Annotated in this window: 14 protein-coding genes and 1 riboswitch; of the genes, 3 read left to right on the top strand and 11 right to left on the bottom strand. The window is 40.4% G+C overall.

Going from position 1 to position 16,930, the window contains the following annotated elements:
- The first annotated feature begins 9 nt into the window (after positions 1-9).
- Positions 10-855, top strand: a complete 846-nt coding sequence (locus ACIQYG_RS19450; RefSeq protein ID WP_402841213.1) for an energy-coupling factor ABC transporter ATP-binding protein — start codon at positions 10-12, stop codon at positions 853-855.
- A gap of 110 nt (positions 856-965) precedes the next feature.
- On the opposite strand, the gene ACIQYG_RS19445 is transcribed toward ACIQYG_RS19450, so the two are convergent.
- The 8 genes from ACIQYG_RS19445 to ACIQYG_RS19410 all read right to left on the bottom strand — a co-directional run bounded on the left by ACIQYG_RS19445 (position 966) and on the right by ACIQYG_RS19410 (position 11,947).
- Positions 966-1,184, bottom strand: a complete 219-nt coding sequence (locus ACIQYG_RS19445) for a YozQ family protein (RefSeq protein WP_402841210.1) — start codon at positions 1,182-1,184, stop codon at positions 966-968.
- A gap of 166 nt (positions 1,185-1,350) precedes the next feature.
- A complete protein-coding gene (locus tag ACIQYG_RS19440; protein ID WP_402841207.1) occupies positions 1,351-2,778 on the bottom strand; it encodes an alanine/glycine:cation symporter family protein in 1,428 nt (475 codons plus the stop codon).
- Between the two features lie 444 nt (positions 2,779-3,222).
- The gene (locus tag ACIQYG_RS19435; RefSeq protein WP_402841204.1) at positions 3,223-4,797 is read right to left on the bottom strand and encodes a class I adenylate-forming enzyme family protein; all 1,575 of its coding nucleotides are present in this window, start codon (positions 4,795-4,797) and stop codon (positions 3,223-3,225) included.
- Between the two features lie 27 nt (positions 4,798-4,824).
- Entirely contained in the window at positions 4,825-5,997 is a 1,173-nt protein-coding gene (locus tag ACIQYG_RS19430) for an acyl-CoA dehydrogenase family protein (RefSeq protein ID WP_402841202.1), read from the bottom strand.
- A 166-nt stretch (positions 5,998-6,163) separates the two neighbouring features.
- Positions 6,164-7,069, bottom strand: a complete 906-nt coding sequence (locus tag ACIQYG_RS19425) for a LysR family transcriptional regulator (RefSeq protein ID WP_402841200.1) — start codon at positions 7,067-7,069, stop codon at positions 6,164-6,166.
- 116 nt (positions 7,070-7,185) lie between these two features.
- Positions 7,186-8,424, bottom strand: a complete 1,239-nt coding sequence (locus ACIQYG_RS19420; RefSeq protein WP_402841198.1) for an MFS transporter — start codon at positions 8,422-8,424, stop codon at positions 7,186-7,188.
- A 280-nt stretch (positions 8,425-8,704) separates the two neighbouring features.
- Positions 8,705-10,696: an alkyl/aryl-sulfatase gene (locus ACIQYG_RS19415; RefSeq protein ID WP_402841196.1), complete on the bottom strand. Its 1,992-nt coding sequence runs from the start codon at positions 10,694-10,696 to the stop codon at positions 8,705-8,707.
- Positions 10,697-11,068: 372 nt separating this feature from the next.
- Positions 11,069-11,947 (bottom strand): LysR family transcriptional regulator, encoded by an 879-nt coding sequence (locus tag ACIQYG_RS19410; protein WP_402841194.1) that lies wholly within the window; start codon positions 11,945-11,947, stop codon positions 11,069-11,071.
- 244 nt (positions 11,948-12,191) lie between these two features.
- On the opposite strand from ACIQYG_RS19410, the gene ACIQYG_RS19405 reads away from it, so the two are divergent.
- Together ACIQYG_RS19405 and ACIQYG_RS19400 are read left to right on the top strand one after the other, a co-directional pair.
- The gene (locus ACIQYG_RS19405) at positions 12,192-12,821 is read left to right on the top strand and encodes a chromate transporter (protein ID WP_402841191.1); all 630 of its coding nucleotides are present in this window, start codon (positions 12,192-12,194) and stop codon (positions 12,819-12,821) included.
- Between the two features lie 49 nt (positions 12,822-12,870).
- Entirely contained in the window at positions 12,871-13,416 is a 546-nt protein-coding gene (locus ACIQYG_RS19400) for a chromate transporter (protein WP_402841188.1), read from the top strand.
- 352 nt (positions 13,417-13,768) lie between these two features.
- Here the strand turns inward: ACIQYG_RS19400 and ACIQYG_RS19395 are convergent, their stop codons facing one another.
- The 3 genes from ACIQYG_RS19395 to ACIQYG_RS19385 all read right to left on the bottom strand — a co-directional run bounded on the left by ACIQYG_RS19395 (position 13,769) and on the right by ACIQYG_RS19385 (position 16,671).
- Positions 13,769-15,076, bottom strand: a complete 1,308-nt coding sequence (locus ACIQYG_RS19395) for a Na+/H+ antiporter NhaC family protein (protein ID WP_402841185.1) — start codon at positions 15,074-15,076, stop codon at positions 13,769-13,771.
- A gap of 189 nt (positions 15,077-15,265) precedes the next feature.
- A riboswitch (SAM riboswitch) is annotated at positions 15,266-15,373 on the bottom strand.
- A gap of 410 nt (positions 15,374-15,783) precedes the next feature.
- Positions 15,784-16,455, bottom strand: a complete 672-nt coding sequence (locus ACIQYG_RS19390) for an SOS response-associated peptidase (protein ID WP_402841183.1) — start codon at positions 16,453-16,455, stop codon at positions 15,784-15,786.
- Positions 16,456-16,515: 60 nt separating this feature from the next.
- Positions 16,516-16,671, bottom strand: a complete 156-nt coding sequence (locus ACIQYG_RS19385; RefSeq protein WP_402841180.1) for a hypothetical protein — start codon at positions 16,669-16,671, stop codon at positions 16,516-16,518.
- Positions 16,672-16,930 lie beyond the last annotated feature (259 nt).

Here is a 16,930-nt window from a genome sequence, read left to right as displayed (position 1 = left end):
AACCCAACAATGGACGAGCATATTTTTCATATAGAAGGCCTCACCCATCAGTTCACAGATGGAACCTTCGCTTTAAAAGAACTTTCGCTATCGGTACAACACGGTAAAAAAATTGCATTATTAGGTAATAATGGTGCTGGCAAATCAACTTTATTCCTCCATTTAAATGGTCTATTACAACCTACTGCGGGAAAGATCAAGTTTAAGGGCAAGAAAATGAAATATGACCGTAACGCATTATTATCATTAAGAAAGCAAGTCGGTATCGTTTTTCAAGATCCCGACTCTCAGCTTTTTTCCGCTAATGTACAACAGGATATATCGTTTGGACCAATGAATTTAGGATGGGATAAAAGTGCAGTCCAGGAGAAAGTAAATTGGGCAATGGCTGAAACGGAAGTAACGGAACTGAAAGACAGACCTACCCATTTTTTGAGCCTTGGGCAAAAAAAACGTGTTGCCATTGCAGGGGTACTTGCCATGGAACCCGATGTCTGGCTCCTGGACGAGCCTACCGCTGGATTGGATCCTTATTTCTCCAGACAAATCATGAATCTGCTGGACAGTATCCACCACCCTGACAAAACGATAATCCTATCAACTCATGATGTTAATTTAGCTTACCAATGGGCTGATGAAGTTGTGGTCATGAACGATGGTAAGGTCATATACCAAGGGGACCCTGTTTCCGTTTTCCATGATGAAGACGTTTTGCTGCAGGCACATCTGGAGAAACCGTGGGTTTTTGAAATGTTTCAAGCCCTTCTTCAATCAAGGAATCTTGCAGAAAGGGACCTTTTCCCAAGAACGAAGGAAGAATTGCTTCAAAAATTGGAGACAGAAAGGATTTATTAATAAAGTATCCCCTAGCTTTTGTTTCATCTTTCCAAAAGCTAGGGGATCACCGATATATCTTTAAAATAGCTGGCGAAAATCCTTGTTCCTAAAAAACAAAAATCCCAGTATTACTTTTCTTCCCCTGATCTTTCTTTTGCAATCTCTATATCTCTTCCGTTTACATCATCAATGACTGCCTTTATCTCGCCCTCCGCATAAGTATCCGAGACTTGTTCGTGGGTTCTAGCCAGTCCAGAAGATAAAGGATCTTCCCGTTTATAATCGCTGACATCATATATTCTCCCGGCAACTTCTGAAGATTCATTTTTTGATTGCTTGCTATCCATTGTTTTCACTCCTAGTTTTTATTTTATCATTGCAGTATTAAAGACAAAGGTATTTTGTGTAAAAAACGAAGCAATATTCAGTAATGATAAAAAAAGGAGGAAAAAGCAAAAAAGCTTACAAGTAAAATCCCCTTTCAAGGACTTTACATGTAAGCTTAAAGAGAGCTTAGCCCTCCTTCTTCACATCCACATTATCGGATGGGTCTCCCCAACATTCCACATTCTTCAAACCTTTAATATTGTTCACATGGAAAACAGGATTTTTCCCACTTTTCTTTTGCTTTTGATAATCCGCCAGTGCAGCAAATGCAATTTTCCCTAGTAATGCAATGGCGATCAGGTTGATAATGGCCATAAGGGCCATAAGCAAGTCAGCCAGTCCCCAAACAAAATCCAGTGAGGCAAGAGAACCGAATATCACCATTCCTACGACTGCGACGCGATAGATGTTTAACCAAACCTTATTTTCATTAATGAAGCCAATGTTCGACTCTCCATAATAATAGTTGCCCACAATGGAGCTAAAGGCGAATAACAGTACAATAATGGCAAGAAAAATACCTGCCCAAGATCCCAATGCCGTCCCAAGGGCATTTTGGGTAAGGACGATACCATCCGTTTCCTTCGATGTATAAAGACCAGAAAACAAAATGATGAAGGCAGTCGAACTGCAAATGATGAGTGTATCGACAAAAACACCTAGAGACTGAATGAGCCCTTGCTTGACGGGATGACTGACATCAGCTGTAGCACCAGCATTTGGTGCACTACCCATCCCGGCTTCATTAGAAAATAGGCCGCGCTTGATCCCCTGCATCATGGCGGCTCCCAATACTCCGCCAGCCACTTCTTTTATTCCATCGAATGCACTTTCAAAAATCAATGCAAAAACACCAGGTAACTCGGTAATGTTCATGATGATGATAATCAACGCCACTATCACATAGGCTCCTGCCATGATCGGAACGATGACTTCAGAGACCTTTGCAACCATTTTGATCCCGCCAAAAATGATGACAGCCGTGACCATAGCCAAGATGATTGCCGTAACCCACTTTTCAATCCCAAACGATTCGTTGAATGCGCTTGTAATCGTATTGGCTTGTACCGAGTTGAAAGCTAGTCCAAATGTAAGCGAAATCAACACAGCGAATGTGATGCCCATCCAACGGGCATTCAATGCCTTTTCCATATAATACGCAGGACCGCCGCGGAATGCATCCCCATCCTTGACCTTATAGATTTGGGCAAGTGTACTTTCAATGAATGCGGAAGCAGACCCAATCAGTGCTATTAACCACATCCAGAAAACGGCTCCAGGTCCGCCCGTCGTGATCGCGATGGCAACACCTGCAAGGTTACCCGTCCCTACCCGCGATGCCGTACTTATGCAAAATGCCTGAAAGGATGTTACACCTTTTTTATCCGCAGTGGCCCCTTCTCCCAAAAGCCTGAACATTTCCCCTACCATTCTAAATTGGACAAACTTCGTGCGGATGGTAAAATAAAGACCCAATCCGACCAACATGATGATCAATATGGAAGACCATAACACATCATTTGTCTCACTAATAAAATTTTCTAAAATCTCCATTAAGACAAACACCTCTACTTAACTCTAATTATTATTATAAAAACATATACAACTATAATTTATTTCCCGATTGATTAGGGAGATAAACAAATGAAGCCCATAAAAAAAAAGGAAATTCCAGAATGAATCTCCAATACAATAATATTATATCCTAACATTCAATTTTTTTCATTCATGAATTGGTGGAATCGATAGAAAAAAAATAATATTTCAATATCATTAAATATTCTTCTACACTTCAATTAACATTCACTACAACGTTTCTTTATTCCATTATTTTCAATAATACTCAAAAACACCTTGGATATTAAAAGCCTCACACGTCCTGATTCCCAGATTAACGTGTGAGGCTTTTTTCCATTCCTCTGCTCTATCTTATATTCCGGTTTGCTGTAGGTATAAATGTTAAATTAGGCCTGTTATGATACCCTTGTTCTGCCTCTCCTAAATGGTTAGAATACCTTGTGCATACAGCTTTCTTAATTCTTTCTTATCTATTTTTCCGATAGGCGTTAATGGAAACTTATCAAGAAAGTAGGCTACTTTAGGAACCATATACTTTGAGGTTCTTTGTTTGCAGAAATCAATTAATTCCTCACTAGTACAGCTCAATCCTTCACGTAGTGTTACCACGACACACACTGCTTCTCCCCAATCTGGATGGGGAACGCCGATGCAAGCACTTAATGCAACAGAAGGGTGCTGGTTCACCACTCGCTCCACTTCTGAAGAATATACGTTCATCCCGCCCGTAATGATCATATCTTTCTTCCTATCTACAATATAAAGGTAACAGCTTTCATCCCATTTGCCAATATCCCCGGTGTAGAACCAGCCATCACGAATGTATTCTTGGGTAAGATCCGGTCTTTGATAATAGCCAACCATCATCGCTGGTGATTTTACGATGATTTCTCCAAGCTCGGTTGGTTTTACATCATTTCCATTCTCATCTATCAGTCGAACTTCAGTAAGAATGCATGGTTTTCCACAGCTTTTCAAAATCTCCGAATTATTATGATAAGCCCATACATGAGCGCTCTTCGATAATCTGCTAATGACAATATTACATTCTGTCATGCCGTATTGCTGACGCATGATAGGGCCAAATACTTCAAAAGCTTCTTTAAGGCGCTTTTGAGAAATCGGTGACGCGCCGTAGAAGATATTGCGCATCGAGCTCATATCATATTCCATCTTCTTTGTCTGATCAAGGAGCCTGTATAACATGGTCGGTACCATGAATGTCGTCGTAATTTTATATTCCTTTATCGCCTGTATGAATACTGCAGCGTCGAATGAGCGCATCACATAGATATGGACGCCCGAAACAAGGGATCTCCAAAGTAATGAACCAGCTGAATGCACAATGGGCGTACTTAGCAATACCCGGTCACGGTCGTCCAGCGGGTCTTCGATGGCTGCAGAAAGTATGGCTGCCCCGAGTCCTTTCTGGGAATGCATGACGCCTTTGGGTGTACCCGTTGTCCCTCCTGTATAGGACAGAAGGGCAATGTCATCTTCTCCAGCTAATGGCAAGTCTAAATTATCTATTTCACCAGGCCATTGAAACCGTTCAAACTCCTCCGGATAATGAATATTAAAGCCTGGGAGCCCAATGACATGAACATCTTCCTTCTTCATTTCTGCTAAATACTCAAAGAAGGTGTCAAAGTTTGTCTGTGTAGCAATTATGACCACTTCCGGTTTGGCTTCCTTTAAAATGAATTGTATTTCTCGTTTCCCCAGTTTTTCACTTAATGGCACTAAGGTAGCCCCGCATTGCTGGACGGCCAAACCAAACATCACACTTTCCAAACTGTTTGGAATGATGGTCGCTATGCGGACGCCTCTTCCTGCACCTAAACGTAGTAAATAAGAAGTTATAAGTTCTGTTTTCTTCCATAACTCCTCGTAGGTTATCGTTTCTCCGTTTGGCAATAAGGTAATAGCTGGCAGTTCGCCGAATCGTTTCATTCCTTTATTCATCAGTGACTGAAATGTCAACTTATGCAGCATATATTTTTTCCTCCTTCGAAAAAGTTTTTACCCTTTTAATAGTGCTTTGGCAATTGTATTTTTTTGAATCTCTGACGTTCCGCTCAGAATCCGATACATCCGTGCACTCCTGTACATTTTTTCTACTGGATGCCCTTTTGCCAAGCCTTTGGAGCCAAAGATTTGGACAGCCTTGTCAGCCACACGGCTATTTACCTCTGAAGCAAACAGCTTGGCCATCGACGTGCCGGCCCGATCCTCTTTTCCTTGATCAATTTTTTCAACCACATCATAGACCATGCACTTTGCTGCATAGATTTCCGTCGCCATTTCTGCGAGCATATGCTGAATTGCCTGGAAGTCACCGATGGGCCGGCCATGTTGGACTCTCGTTTTAGCATGTTCAATAGATAAATCGAGTAGGTGTTGAGCCATTCCGATGAAGCCGGCGGCATGGGATGCGCGATTTGTGTTTATTCTTTTTAATCCTAGCAGCAATCCTTTTCCTGGCTCACCGATTATATTGGCGGCAGGCACCCGACATTGTTTGAAATTCAATTCAGCATGTATGCGTTCTCCTGATAGGGGAACTTGAATGTCTCCTAGTTCAAACCCAGGATGTTGAGGTGTTTTTTTATCAACTAGGAAAGCAGTGATCCTTTCTTTTTCTCCTTGTTGGGTTTCTTTCGCTATGACAATGGCGAAATCAGCATAGGGTGCAGCACTGATAAAATGTTTTTTTCCGTTTAATATATAATCATTTCCGTCTTTAACGGCAGTTGTTTCGATAGCAAAGGCATCCGAACCGGCATTGGGTTCTGTAAGGGCAAAGCAGCAGCTTGCTTCTCCCGTCACAACGGGCATCACATATTTTTCTATTTGCTCCGGTGTAAAACTTTCCAACATCTGACCAATTCTTAGCGGCCCGCCAATCTCCCCTATAACCTGCCCCCATAAAACCGCCCCGGAACGTGCCAATTCTTCCTTGAACATGCATAATCCTTTTAAGCTTACATCTTGTCCACCATATTTTTCAGGGAGGTTAATTCCGTAAAAGCCCAATTCCCTGGAACGTGTCCTTGCCCATTTTATGGCTTCCATCGGAATATCCTCTTCAGCGTTCAATCCATGCTCCTGTTCATATAGAAGCAATTCATTTTGAATGAAATCCTGCAACTTTGTTTGAAGTACCTCTAATTTTTCTTCCTGGGTCGTTACCATGATTTTCCCCTTTCACTTTTATCGTTGTTTACTTTTCAAATATTTTAAATATTATAAAATTAATTTTAAACGTAAATAATATTTAAGTAAAATAAGGATATATGATGTAAATATAAAAAAAATTGATGTAAACAAAAAAATATTAGTTCCCTATCATCATAGGAAACTAATATTTAAGATTGGTGTAGAATTCGAGACATTTAATAAACTCCCTGGCAGCTTTTGAAAAATACTGCTTCTTAGAGCGAACGTAACCGAATTCCATGGTGTTATTTTCCAGTTCCACCAAAGGAATGGCCACAAGTTCCCCGCTTAGGAAATAGGGGTCGCTGTTAACTCCAATATCATAGGAAAAGGCAATCGCTAATCCCTCAGCGACGGTTTTTTTGATGATCTCTGTATTATTTGTGTAAAACAAAATATTCATCTCACCGTAATGATCAAAAAAACCTTTAATGAACGACTTCATTCTTGGTCCATTGTAAACGACCAAATTTTCGTCCATTAGCTCTTGTGGGGTTATGCTTTTACGTTTCACTAAAGGGGAGTTCTTACTGACCGACACAATCACTTTTGCTTCCATTAATGGTTGGAATTCCAACTCATTTTCTTTTGGTTTGACCTTTGGAATATTCAATAGCCCGAAGTCAATCTTACCATTCAGCACTTCGTCGGTTATCTCTTGTCCCCCTTTTTCTTCAATGACAATTTTCACTTCGGGATACTTTTTCTTAAATAAGGCCAAGGATTTAGGCAAAACCGTAAGAAATAAACCTTGAGTAGATGATAGGCGCAACTCTTTTTCCATCGTATCTGAATGTATTTGGGCACTGTCTTTAATTTCTTCCAATTTGCTTAATACTTCATGAGCTTTCTGGATGATTTCCTTTCCGTCTTCTGTAGGTATGGTTCCTAACCTTGACCGCTTGAAGATTTTTATACCTAATTCCTTCTCCAGACTCGTAATGGCCATGCTGATTCCAGATTGAGAGATATGGAGGCTTTCTGATGCCGTGGAAATCGAGTTTACCTCGGCTACCTTGATGATATATTCCAATTGTTCAATATTCATGGTTCATTCTCCTTCTAGCCTATTACTAACATCATACCTCGAACAGAAAGCCCTTTCAATTTTAGAGAAGTGAAATCAGAACAGCTCCAGCTGTCTCCTCAAACGCAGAATCCGTTTTATACAATGGTAGTTGTTTTTTCATATTCTTTAGCGGGTTGTGCCCGATTATTTTTAATAGATACGGCAACAACCGTTCCCAATAACGCTATTATCACCAAAAACAGGAAGGCTGCATTATAGGAGTCATTAAACAAACTGATAATCAAACCGAGGGCTAAAGGAGAAACCGCACCTGCAATTTGACCGGCAAAAGTTACGAGTCCGGAGGCAGAGCCGGTAAGTTCCTTTGGTGAGTATTTTATGATTATCGTATAAAGAACGGTTCCAAAGAAAGACAGCGCTACGGAGTTGAGAGTGAGATAAGTGATGATAAGTACTATAGACGTGGCGTTAGACATTAAAAAGAGAAAAATTGCCGATAATAAAGCGCCTGCAGCGGCAAGATACTTCTCCCGGTTGGCCATATGCTTATCCAGAAGCCATCCGCTTACATTAAACATCAAGAAACCAAAAATATAAGGGATTGCCAATAACCCCCCGGCGGATATTAAATCGACCCCTTTTTCTTTAACCAAATATATAGGCATCCAAGTGATCAGACCATAGTTGATAATATTTGATATAAACTTGAAAGTTATGAGTTTCCAAATATTTTCGATTTTAAATAACAGTTTCAGAGCAACCTTTTTTTGTTTCGGTTTGTCTTTTTTAACCACTTGATTTCCGTGAGGCTTTAGAATGAACCAAATTCCGAAAGAAACCAATATCCCTAGAATTCCGGCAATGGTAAACATGCCCCGCCAACCGAATGCTACCACCATGGAGGCGGCAAGTGCAGTACCTAATATCCCGCCAATATTTTGGGCAGACAAGAAAAATGAATTTGCCCGGCCCCGTTCTTCTTCCGGGAAGTTATCCCTTATGGTGGACATACTGGCAGGATAGAAAGGCCCCTCACCTAACCCGAACAGAAAACGGATGAATAATAAAGACATAAATGACCAAGCAAACCCAGACATTACAGTGAACAAAGACCAACTAAACAAAGACACAGTAACCATGACTCTGGCGCCATACTTATCGGTCATCCATCCACCAAGCGGTTGCATGAGTGAGTAGCTAACAAAAAATATACTAATTAAAAAACCTGTCTGGGACGTATTAAGTTGAAACTCATCTGCAATAGGAATAATCCCGACATTTATGGCAACGCGATCAAAAAAGCTTAAAATCATTCCAACAAATAAAAGGCCGCTAATCATTAATTTTCGTTTCTTACTTGCATACAGCTGCATTCCCCATCACTCCATTTTTTATATTTTCACAAAACTCCAGCCTTGTAGGAAGCGCTTACAATTCCTTTCAGTTTACGAAACTTGAAAGTTTCTTTACGGTTATTGATTTTTGTTCTGTGACTGTTTGGAGCGTTTCATTAAAAAACAATGAATGAATTTATTGAAACGAAACTGGATGCCTATAATTTATTCGATACAAACCCACGTGTCTAAAAATAGACTCGTGGGTATATATTGGTCACCGGCCCATCCTGCTTACCGAATATAAAGTAGTCGATTATCACGGAGTAACAATATTAACCTTTGGTTGAAATTGATCCAACAAAGTCAGGAAATCTTCAAACTGCTCTTTATCACCGGAAATGGAAACTTTACCGGCAGATTCCATTTTGGATAAATCTTCACGTCCTAGAGCAATCTGATAGAAGGTTATTCTATCTAATGTCAATGTTGCATCAGGGTTGGACGCCATTTTTCCTATTTTGAAATTCAATACAGAATTATCCAGATCGATCATATAATTGGTTTTCGAATCTGTAAATGTCAAATTGAATGCCATATTTTTATTTTCAGCTTTTGTTCCGTTTAATTTAATGGACAAGAATTTCAGGAAATCATCCATTGGCATATTGAGCAGCGTATCGAGATTCATCATTCCGCCACTTCCCTTCGAGTCCGCCACGCCGTTCCTTAACTCATCTGCGCCGGTAAGATAGAAATTACGCCATACAGAAGATTCAGCTGTGTATCCTAATTGCTCATAAGCTTTAGCCAGTAAATTTTTCGCTTCTGTATTTTTGGGGTTAGTCATGACTACATGTTTTAATACTTGAGCCACCCAGCGATATTCCCCTTTTTTATAATCAAGTTTTGCTCGTTTAATGACCTTCTTTTCCCCACCCATATATTCTATATATTTAGCACCGGATTCCTCTTGTGGTAATGGATCCAGGTCCGATGGATTACCGTTGAAATATCCTAAATAAAAGTTGTACACCGCCTTTACGTTGTGTTTCAATGTTCCGTAATACCCCCGATTGGCCCAAACTTTATCCAACTTTTCAGGAAGCTTTAACTTTTCCGCGATTTCATCAGGTGTGAGACCTAAGTTAGCTAATCGTATTGTTTGATCATGAATATATTTGTACAAATCACGCTGACTTTCCAACTGCTCCAGAACATTGTCCCTTCCCCAAACGGGCCATGTATGAGCTGTAACCATAGCATCTATATCTTCATTTCCAAACAAATCGACTGTTTCATCAAGTGCTTTCACCCATTTTAAGGTATCTCTGGTTTTAGCTCCCCTTAGTGTATAAATATTATGTAACGTGTGTCCGGTGTTTTCCGCAACCACTAAAGTTTTGTAATCATTGATATAATAATGCATCTCAGATGGAGCTTCTGAATCTGGCGTCAATAAAAATTTAAATGTGATTCCGTCTATTTCCACTGTTTGAATATCATCTTTTACTTCCATTGTTGGAGTTAAATAGCTAAAAGTTCCGTTACTTAATCCCGGGCCAATACCAGAAGTAACAAACCCTCTTTCATTTGCGGGTAAAAGATTTCCAAACATATAACCTGCACGGCGAGACATTATATTACCTAAAAGAATGTTTTCACTTAGCGCTTCATCGTTAAAACCTGCTGGGACAATAATCGGCACTTTAGCTGGATTTTCAGCATATTGAGCAATGCCTTTCATACCACCGAAGTGATCCGCATGACTATGACTAATGACTATTGCACTTACTGGGTTTTTGGGTCGATGTTCAAAATACAGCTCCATAGCTGCTTTGGCCGTTTCAATTGTAGAAAGTGTATCCAAAACTATTAATCCTGTTTTTCCTTCCACAATGGTAAGCACTGATAAATCCTGGCCCCGAACTTGATAAACGCCATCTACCACTTTAAATAAGCCTGATATATTTTGTAATTGAGCCTGTCTCCACAAGCTTGGGTTTACAGTAAAACTTGCCGGCTGATCTTCTTTGATGAATGAATATCGATCACTATCCCATACTACGACACCTTTTGAATTTTTTATTGGATTCATATTCAAAGGCGCAATAAATCCTTTATGTGCATTCTTGAAATCTTCCTTATCTGTAAAATCCAACTGTTCATAAAAAGCCTTATTGGCTGAAATCGTTGCATTTGTCGCAGGCATTGGCTTCTCTGACGCAGCATTTGTAACAGAAGAACCTGCAAGTAAAACAAAAACAATGGGAACGGAAACCATTCCTTTAATTAAAGATACTTTGGACATTTCATACCCCTTTCTAAGTAGATATCATTTCTATATTACGAATGTTGAAGCTGCCTTTTTAGAAATTTTTAGAATAATATGAATTAATCTTATAATTAATTTGCCATTAAGTATATTTCCTATTTCTAATAGTAACTTCAATTTTATTTATATAAAAAATGTTTCCATAATAAAGTTTGATTGGCATACCTTAGGCTGTAAAACCAAATACAAAAAGCCCCTCCCGATAGAGTAGGGCTTTTATGAATAATCAATGCGTTATATTCAATTTAATATGACTTTTGCATGGTAAGGGGGCCGGAGCCACACCGATAACCACGAAACTGAAAACGCTGCCAAATAATAATAGTGATCCAAGGCAGCTTTCAATCCTTATTGAAGAAAATCAACAAATTTAGACACCCCTATTTTATTAAAACGCTTATTTTTCCTGACTAACCATAAATTTCTTGTCATATCTATTCTGGAAATATCCACTTCCCGCAAAAACCCTTGCTCCAATTCCCTGGCCACTGTTAGCCTTGGCAAAATGCTGATACCAAGTCCAGCTTCAACCGCACTTTTTATCGCTTGTGTGCTGCCAATCTCCATGTAGCTTTCAATTTTTTCTAATACCTCATGCTCCCTTAGCATGTTTTCTACGATAAGCCGTGTTCCGGAAATGGATTCACGCCAAATCATCCTTTCATTTCCCAATTCCTCTAGCTGAATTTCTTTTCTGTCTTTCCACGGGTGGTCGGATGGACATACCAATATCAATTCGTCTTCGGCGAACTTGTCTACAATAAAATCAGTGTTTTCCACAAGTCCTTCCACCAAGGCCAAATCAATGACATCGTTTGAAAGATCCTCCAGAACCCGGGGCGTATTTTTTATCGTCAATGTCACTTTTATTTCAGGCTGTTGTTTTTTAAATCTCCCAAGCAAGCTCGGCAACAAATACTCACCGATAGTCAAGGAAGCCCCTACTATGAGATTTGCATTGTACTTCCCCGTCGATTGCTGAATCACTTCTTTTGAATGGTTGAAGTCATTTACAATAGCTTTTGCAAAAGGGTATAACAGCTTTCCTGCTTCTGTAACTCTCAGCCTTCCTTCCTCACGGTCGAATAACAAAGTGTTATAATAGTTTTCCAGTTGATGGATCTGCCGTGTTACAGCGGGTTGAGATAGGAAACTTAACCTCGCTGCCTGGCTTATACTTCCTTCATCCACCACTAAACAAAACATTTTCAGATTTTCCAATTTCAAGAAAACGCCCCCATGTTTTTAGATAGTTTATTAAAATGATAGCATCATTAGGTAAATGGTGAAATGAAAATAGTGTGTTACATTCTGAGGCTATTCAATTATTGGCGGCATTCTTTATAAAACGGATAAATCTTCTGGGTATAACGTTTTGTTATACCCGATGATTTTGTTGCAATTTACCCAGCCCTTATTCTTTGATATGTTAATAATAAGAATTAAACAAAGCATGCAAAGGAAGTGACGGATGTCAATGAAAGGACAATGGAAAACTCTATTCCAATTATTTTGGACCTTTTTTAAAATAGCGCCTGTCACATTCGGAGGCGGGTTTGCGATGATCCCTTTAATCGAAAAAGAAGTGGTCGAAAAAAGAAAATGGATGAAAAGCGAAGAAGTGACGGATGTTTTCGCTTTATCTCAGTCCGTACCGGGAGCTATCGCCATTAACTCCGCCACCTTTATCGGCCATCGGATTGCCGGAATGAAGGGAGCAATGGCAGCAATGATCGGTGTTTCATTACCTACCTTTTTAATTGTACTGCTCCTGGGCATTTTGTATTTTTTCATTCAGGATAATCCGAAGATAGAATCCGCATTCATATCGATCAGAGCTTCCATAGTAGCCATCATCGCCTATGCGGCTATCAAGATAGGAAAAACGGCTATTGTAGACAAAACAACTTTCTTTATTTTGATAGCAGGAATTCCCGTCCTTTTCTTACTGCACCCTGTGATGGTTATATTAGCAGGAGCTGTAGCTGGTATTGTGACCATCTCCATTAAGAGAAAATTAGGTTACGATGTCAAGATGGGCAGAAAAAATATAGGAAATGGAGAAAATGATTTCGAACCTTTCATGGGTGCTGGCATATAGTTAAATCAAAAAAGGGTCCTAACTAATTTTAAAGAGAGCGTGTGATGGAATGATGGAATTGTGGGAGTTGTTTAGCACCTTCTTTATTATCGGCTTTGTATCGTTCGGAGGCGGATACGCCATGATTCCCGTAATAGAATCGGAAGTCTCACAGCATGGATGGATGACGACGCAGCAATTTACTGATATCATCGCCATTTCCGGAATGTCCCCAGGACCTGTCACCGCCAATAGTGCCATTCTCGTAGGCTATTCGACTGCTGGATTAGCAGGAGCCATATCATCTGCTCTCGGAATCTTGCTTCCTGCTATTATTTTCGTAACCGTTATAGCCTCCTTCTTCAGCAAATTGAATCATTACCCGGTTATTCAATCCATGTTTTATGGCTTAAGACCCATTGTCACTAGTTTAATCCTCTTTGCAGCGATCAGCTTTGCACTCTCAAATCATATGATAGCCGTGAACTTTTCATGGCATACGATAAGCTCATTACTCGTTTTTGGTTTATCGTTATTTGCCCTAATGAAATTACGCTGGCATCCAGCCTATGTAATCATTCTTTCTGGTTTAGTTGGTGTTGTCCTCTATTCATGACAGGTGTCGTACACAACCATCATTAATTTGGACCGGAATCAATCAGATGAATTGAAGAATGCTTGATTAAGACATAAGAGTTGATGACTTCGGAAAATTCATGTTTTATTAATTCACCCATACAGAAAACACCCTGTATCCAATGATTCAGGGTGTTCAGACTGTAGACAAACTCAATGAAATTTTAGGGGTTTGTACAATTTGAATGTTGTTGATTCCCCCTCCAGGCACTCGCTTTCCGCGGGCGGTCCGGGAGCCTCCCTCGGCGCCTTTGCGCCTGCGGGGCCTCCCCTGGACTCGCTTTTCCCGCAGGAGTCTCGCACACCCGCTCCAATCAACTTTGTTTTAACTTTTAGTTCTTCGATCCATCATTTCCCGGCTGAAACCGTGGAAAACCAATCAGGATGGCAATGACGCCACAAAGTCCAATCAGGATTGGGTAATATGAATACGGCAAGATGCTTAACGGAGAAATCTTTGCTACCCCTGCTGCAACAAGCAGTTGTGCTCCATATGGGATCAACCCTTGGATACAACATGCAAAAATGTCAAGCACGCTCGCCGATTTACGCGGATCAATCCCGTACTTTTCAGCAATATTTTTGGCAAGTGGACCGGCAATGATAATCGAAATCGTGTTATTTGCCGTTGAAAGGTTCGTTAAACCAACAAGCCCCGCAATGCTGAATTCCGCCCCTCTTTTTGATTTGCTATTTCGGGTCACAAGGTGAAGTAGATAATCGATGCCACCATTATGTTTGATTACAGCTACCATACCTGCAATTAAAATGGCAAGGAAGGAAATTTCATACATTCCCGCCATTCCTTCCCCAACTTTTTGAATGACACCCAACGGTTGATAACTTCCATCGGCCAACCCGATAATTCCGGCAAATACGATTCCGATGGAAAGGACCAGGAACACATTGACTCCTGCCAATGCAGTGATCAATACGCAAAGATACGGAAGAATCTTCACCCAATCATAAGACTGTTGGGAGATGTCAGCTTGTTCACCCATCGTTAAAATTCCTAGGATGGCACATGTGATGATGGCTGCAGGTAAAACGATGAAAAAATTCACTTTAAACTTATCCTTCATTTTCGTTCCCTGCGTTCGAACTGCGGCGATAGTCGTATCTGAAATGAATGAAAGATTATCACCAAACATCGCACCACCAATAACGGCCGCCATGGAAAGGGCTAGCGAAATATCTGTTTGCTCACTAATTCCAACCCCGATAGGCGCAAGTGCTACAATCGTTCCCATGCTCGTCCCCATGGATAAGGAAATAAAACAAGCGATGATGAAAATCCCTACCATTAAAAGATTTTGGGGAAAAACGGCTAAGGCAAGATTCACGGTTGATTCAACTGCCCCCATGCCATTGGCAACTTCGGCAAAAGCGCCGGCTAAAAGGAAAATGATAACCATTAACATAATATTGGCGTCCCCGGCACCTTTACAGAAGATTTCAACCTTTTGATTGAAAGTCTCTTTCCGATTCATCGCCAATGCAGCTGCAGATGCAATTGAAATCGCTACAATCACCGGAAATGAATAGAAATCTTTAGTGATGATTCCGGTACCTATAAATAAAATTAAAAAAACGACAAATGGGATCAATGCCCATGGATTCCCTTTATTGTTTGCACTCATGATGTACACCTCTTTTTATTTTTCCCGCGACATGTGTCACAGCTCTTATTCTATTAACAGTTTTCGCAAATAACTCCAATTTGAACCTACCTGATTATCCAGTCATGGAGCTGTAGCAAAAAACTGGCATAAAAAAGACCCCTTCTATTTAACAGCAAGAAGAGGTCTTTTAATTTATAAAAAACACCCTCCTTATCGTTCAGGCGAAAATCAGCCTGCTGGATTTGGCACAGCACTCCATTTAAGTCCGCTGCCGAGACATCTTCGGGCCAGTCCCTCCGTCTCTCTTGATAAGAAGATTACATTATATAATTTATCAAAAATTATGATGCCTGCCAGAAAAGTACCGGGCTGAAAACTTGCCGAAACCATCTGAGTTTGTGAAAGTGACATCGAAAGTCGTTTTGAAAAGCAAATATAACAGTACAGCATTTTGTCTATTTTCGCAAGGGTTAATTTTAAAGTATTTCACATGCACTCCTACTGTTCATAAAGAGAACAAAGTTGGTTGGAGCGGGTGTGCGAGACTCCTGCGGGAAAAGCGAGTCCTGGGGAGCCCCCGCAGGCGCAAAGACGCCGAGGGAGGACCGCCCGCGGAAAGCGAGTTTCTTGAGAGGAGATCAACGTTCAAATTGTACAAACAAAAAAAATGTAGACAAACTCGATTTTCATCAAGTTGTCTACAGTCCTAGAGGTCTAATGACCTCTCAGCAAATTTGTTGGATTAGGTTAGGTGAATTATTTTTAGTCGAGTTCACATCAGTCGATACTTCAAATGCTTCCATCTGTTCCGAATCGAATGACTTTAAATACTGTTGCAGATAAGCAGGATCATTAATGGAAGGATTCAACCAATCTTTTTCATCTTCCGGTTTAAGGATGACAGGCATGCGATCATGAATGCTGGTCATTAGCTCATTAGGCACGGTTGTTATAACGGAGCACGAATAAATGCTGATGCCTTCAGGAGATTTCCAGGACTCCCAGAGACCGGCCATTCCAAATGGAGCATGATTCTTCAGTTTTATTCGCATCGGTATTTTTCTTTCTGGCGTCTTCTTCCATTCATAAAAAGAGTCAGCGATTATCAAGCATCTCTTCTTCTCATACGCATTCCTGAAGCTTGCTTTCTCAGCAATGGTTTCCGCTCTGGCATTGATCATTTTGTAGCCCACTTTTACGTCTTTTGCCCAGAAAGGAATGAGTCCCCACCGAAGATATCCAAGTCGATTCCTTTCCCCATCATTAATGACGGAGAGCACGGATTGGGAAGGAGCAATATTGTAGCTGAATTGGTATTCGTCATCAAATGATCCTTGAATATCAAACCGTTCTTTTATTTCTTCTATGTCAGTGAAAAGAGTGAAACGTCCACACATAGTATCGCCTACCGTATTAAGATTTCTTACAGTGTATCAAATGGAACGGGCAGGCACAAATCAGCGTTCTAAAATCCTGATGTCGGTAAATGGTTGATTAAATAATTCACTGGAAATCAAAAGAGTGCCAAGGACTTCTCTTTCGTCTTCAGCTTTAATGATTTCCGACAAAATTAAGGTATTGCCATTCCTGACCGTTACTTTATACTCATTCATGGAATCCCTCCTCAAAAGGCTAGATGGGTGTTATTATAAACCAAAAACCTACAAGTATCAGTATTGAACTTAGCAGAGTCTTGGAGAATCTACATGCCTTTATACTTTAAAGGGTTAGTCGAACGAAGCAATGCCGGGACCCTAAATCCTTGTAAAGAGAATGCAATCGAGTAGGAGGAGGTGCCTAGCCTCCGACCTCTCACACCACCGTACATACCGTTCGGTATACGGCGGTTCAGTTTAAGTCTGACGTAGTTTT

Source organism: Peribacillus sp. NPDC096622, from assembly GCF_044762665.1.
GTDB lineage: Bacteria > Bacillota > Bacilli > Bacillales > DSM-1321 > Peribacillus > Peribacillus frigoritolerans_B.
The sequence above is the reverse complement of the archived record's forward strand: the minus strand, read 5'-3'. Positions and strand labels throughout refer to the sequence as shown.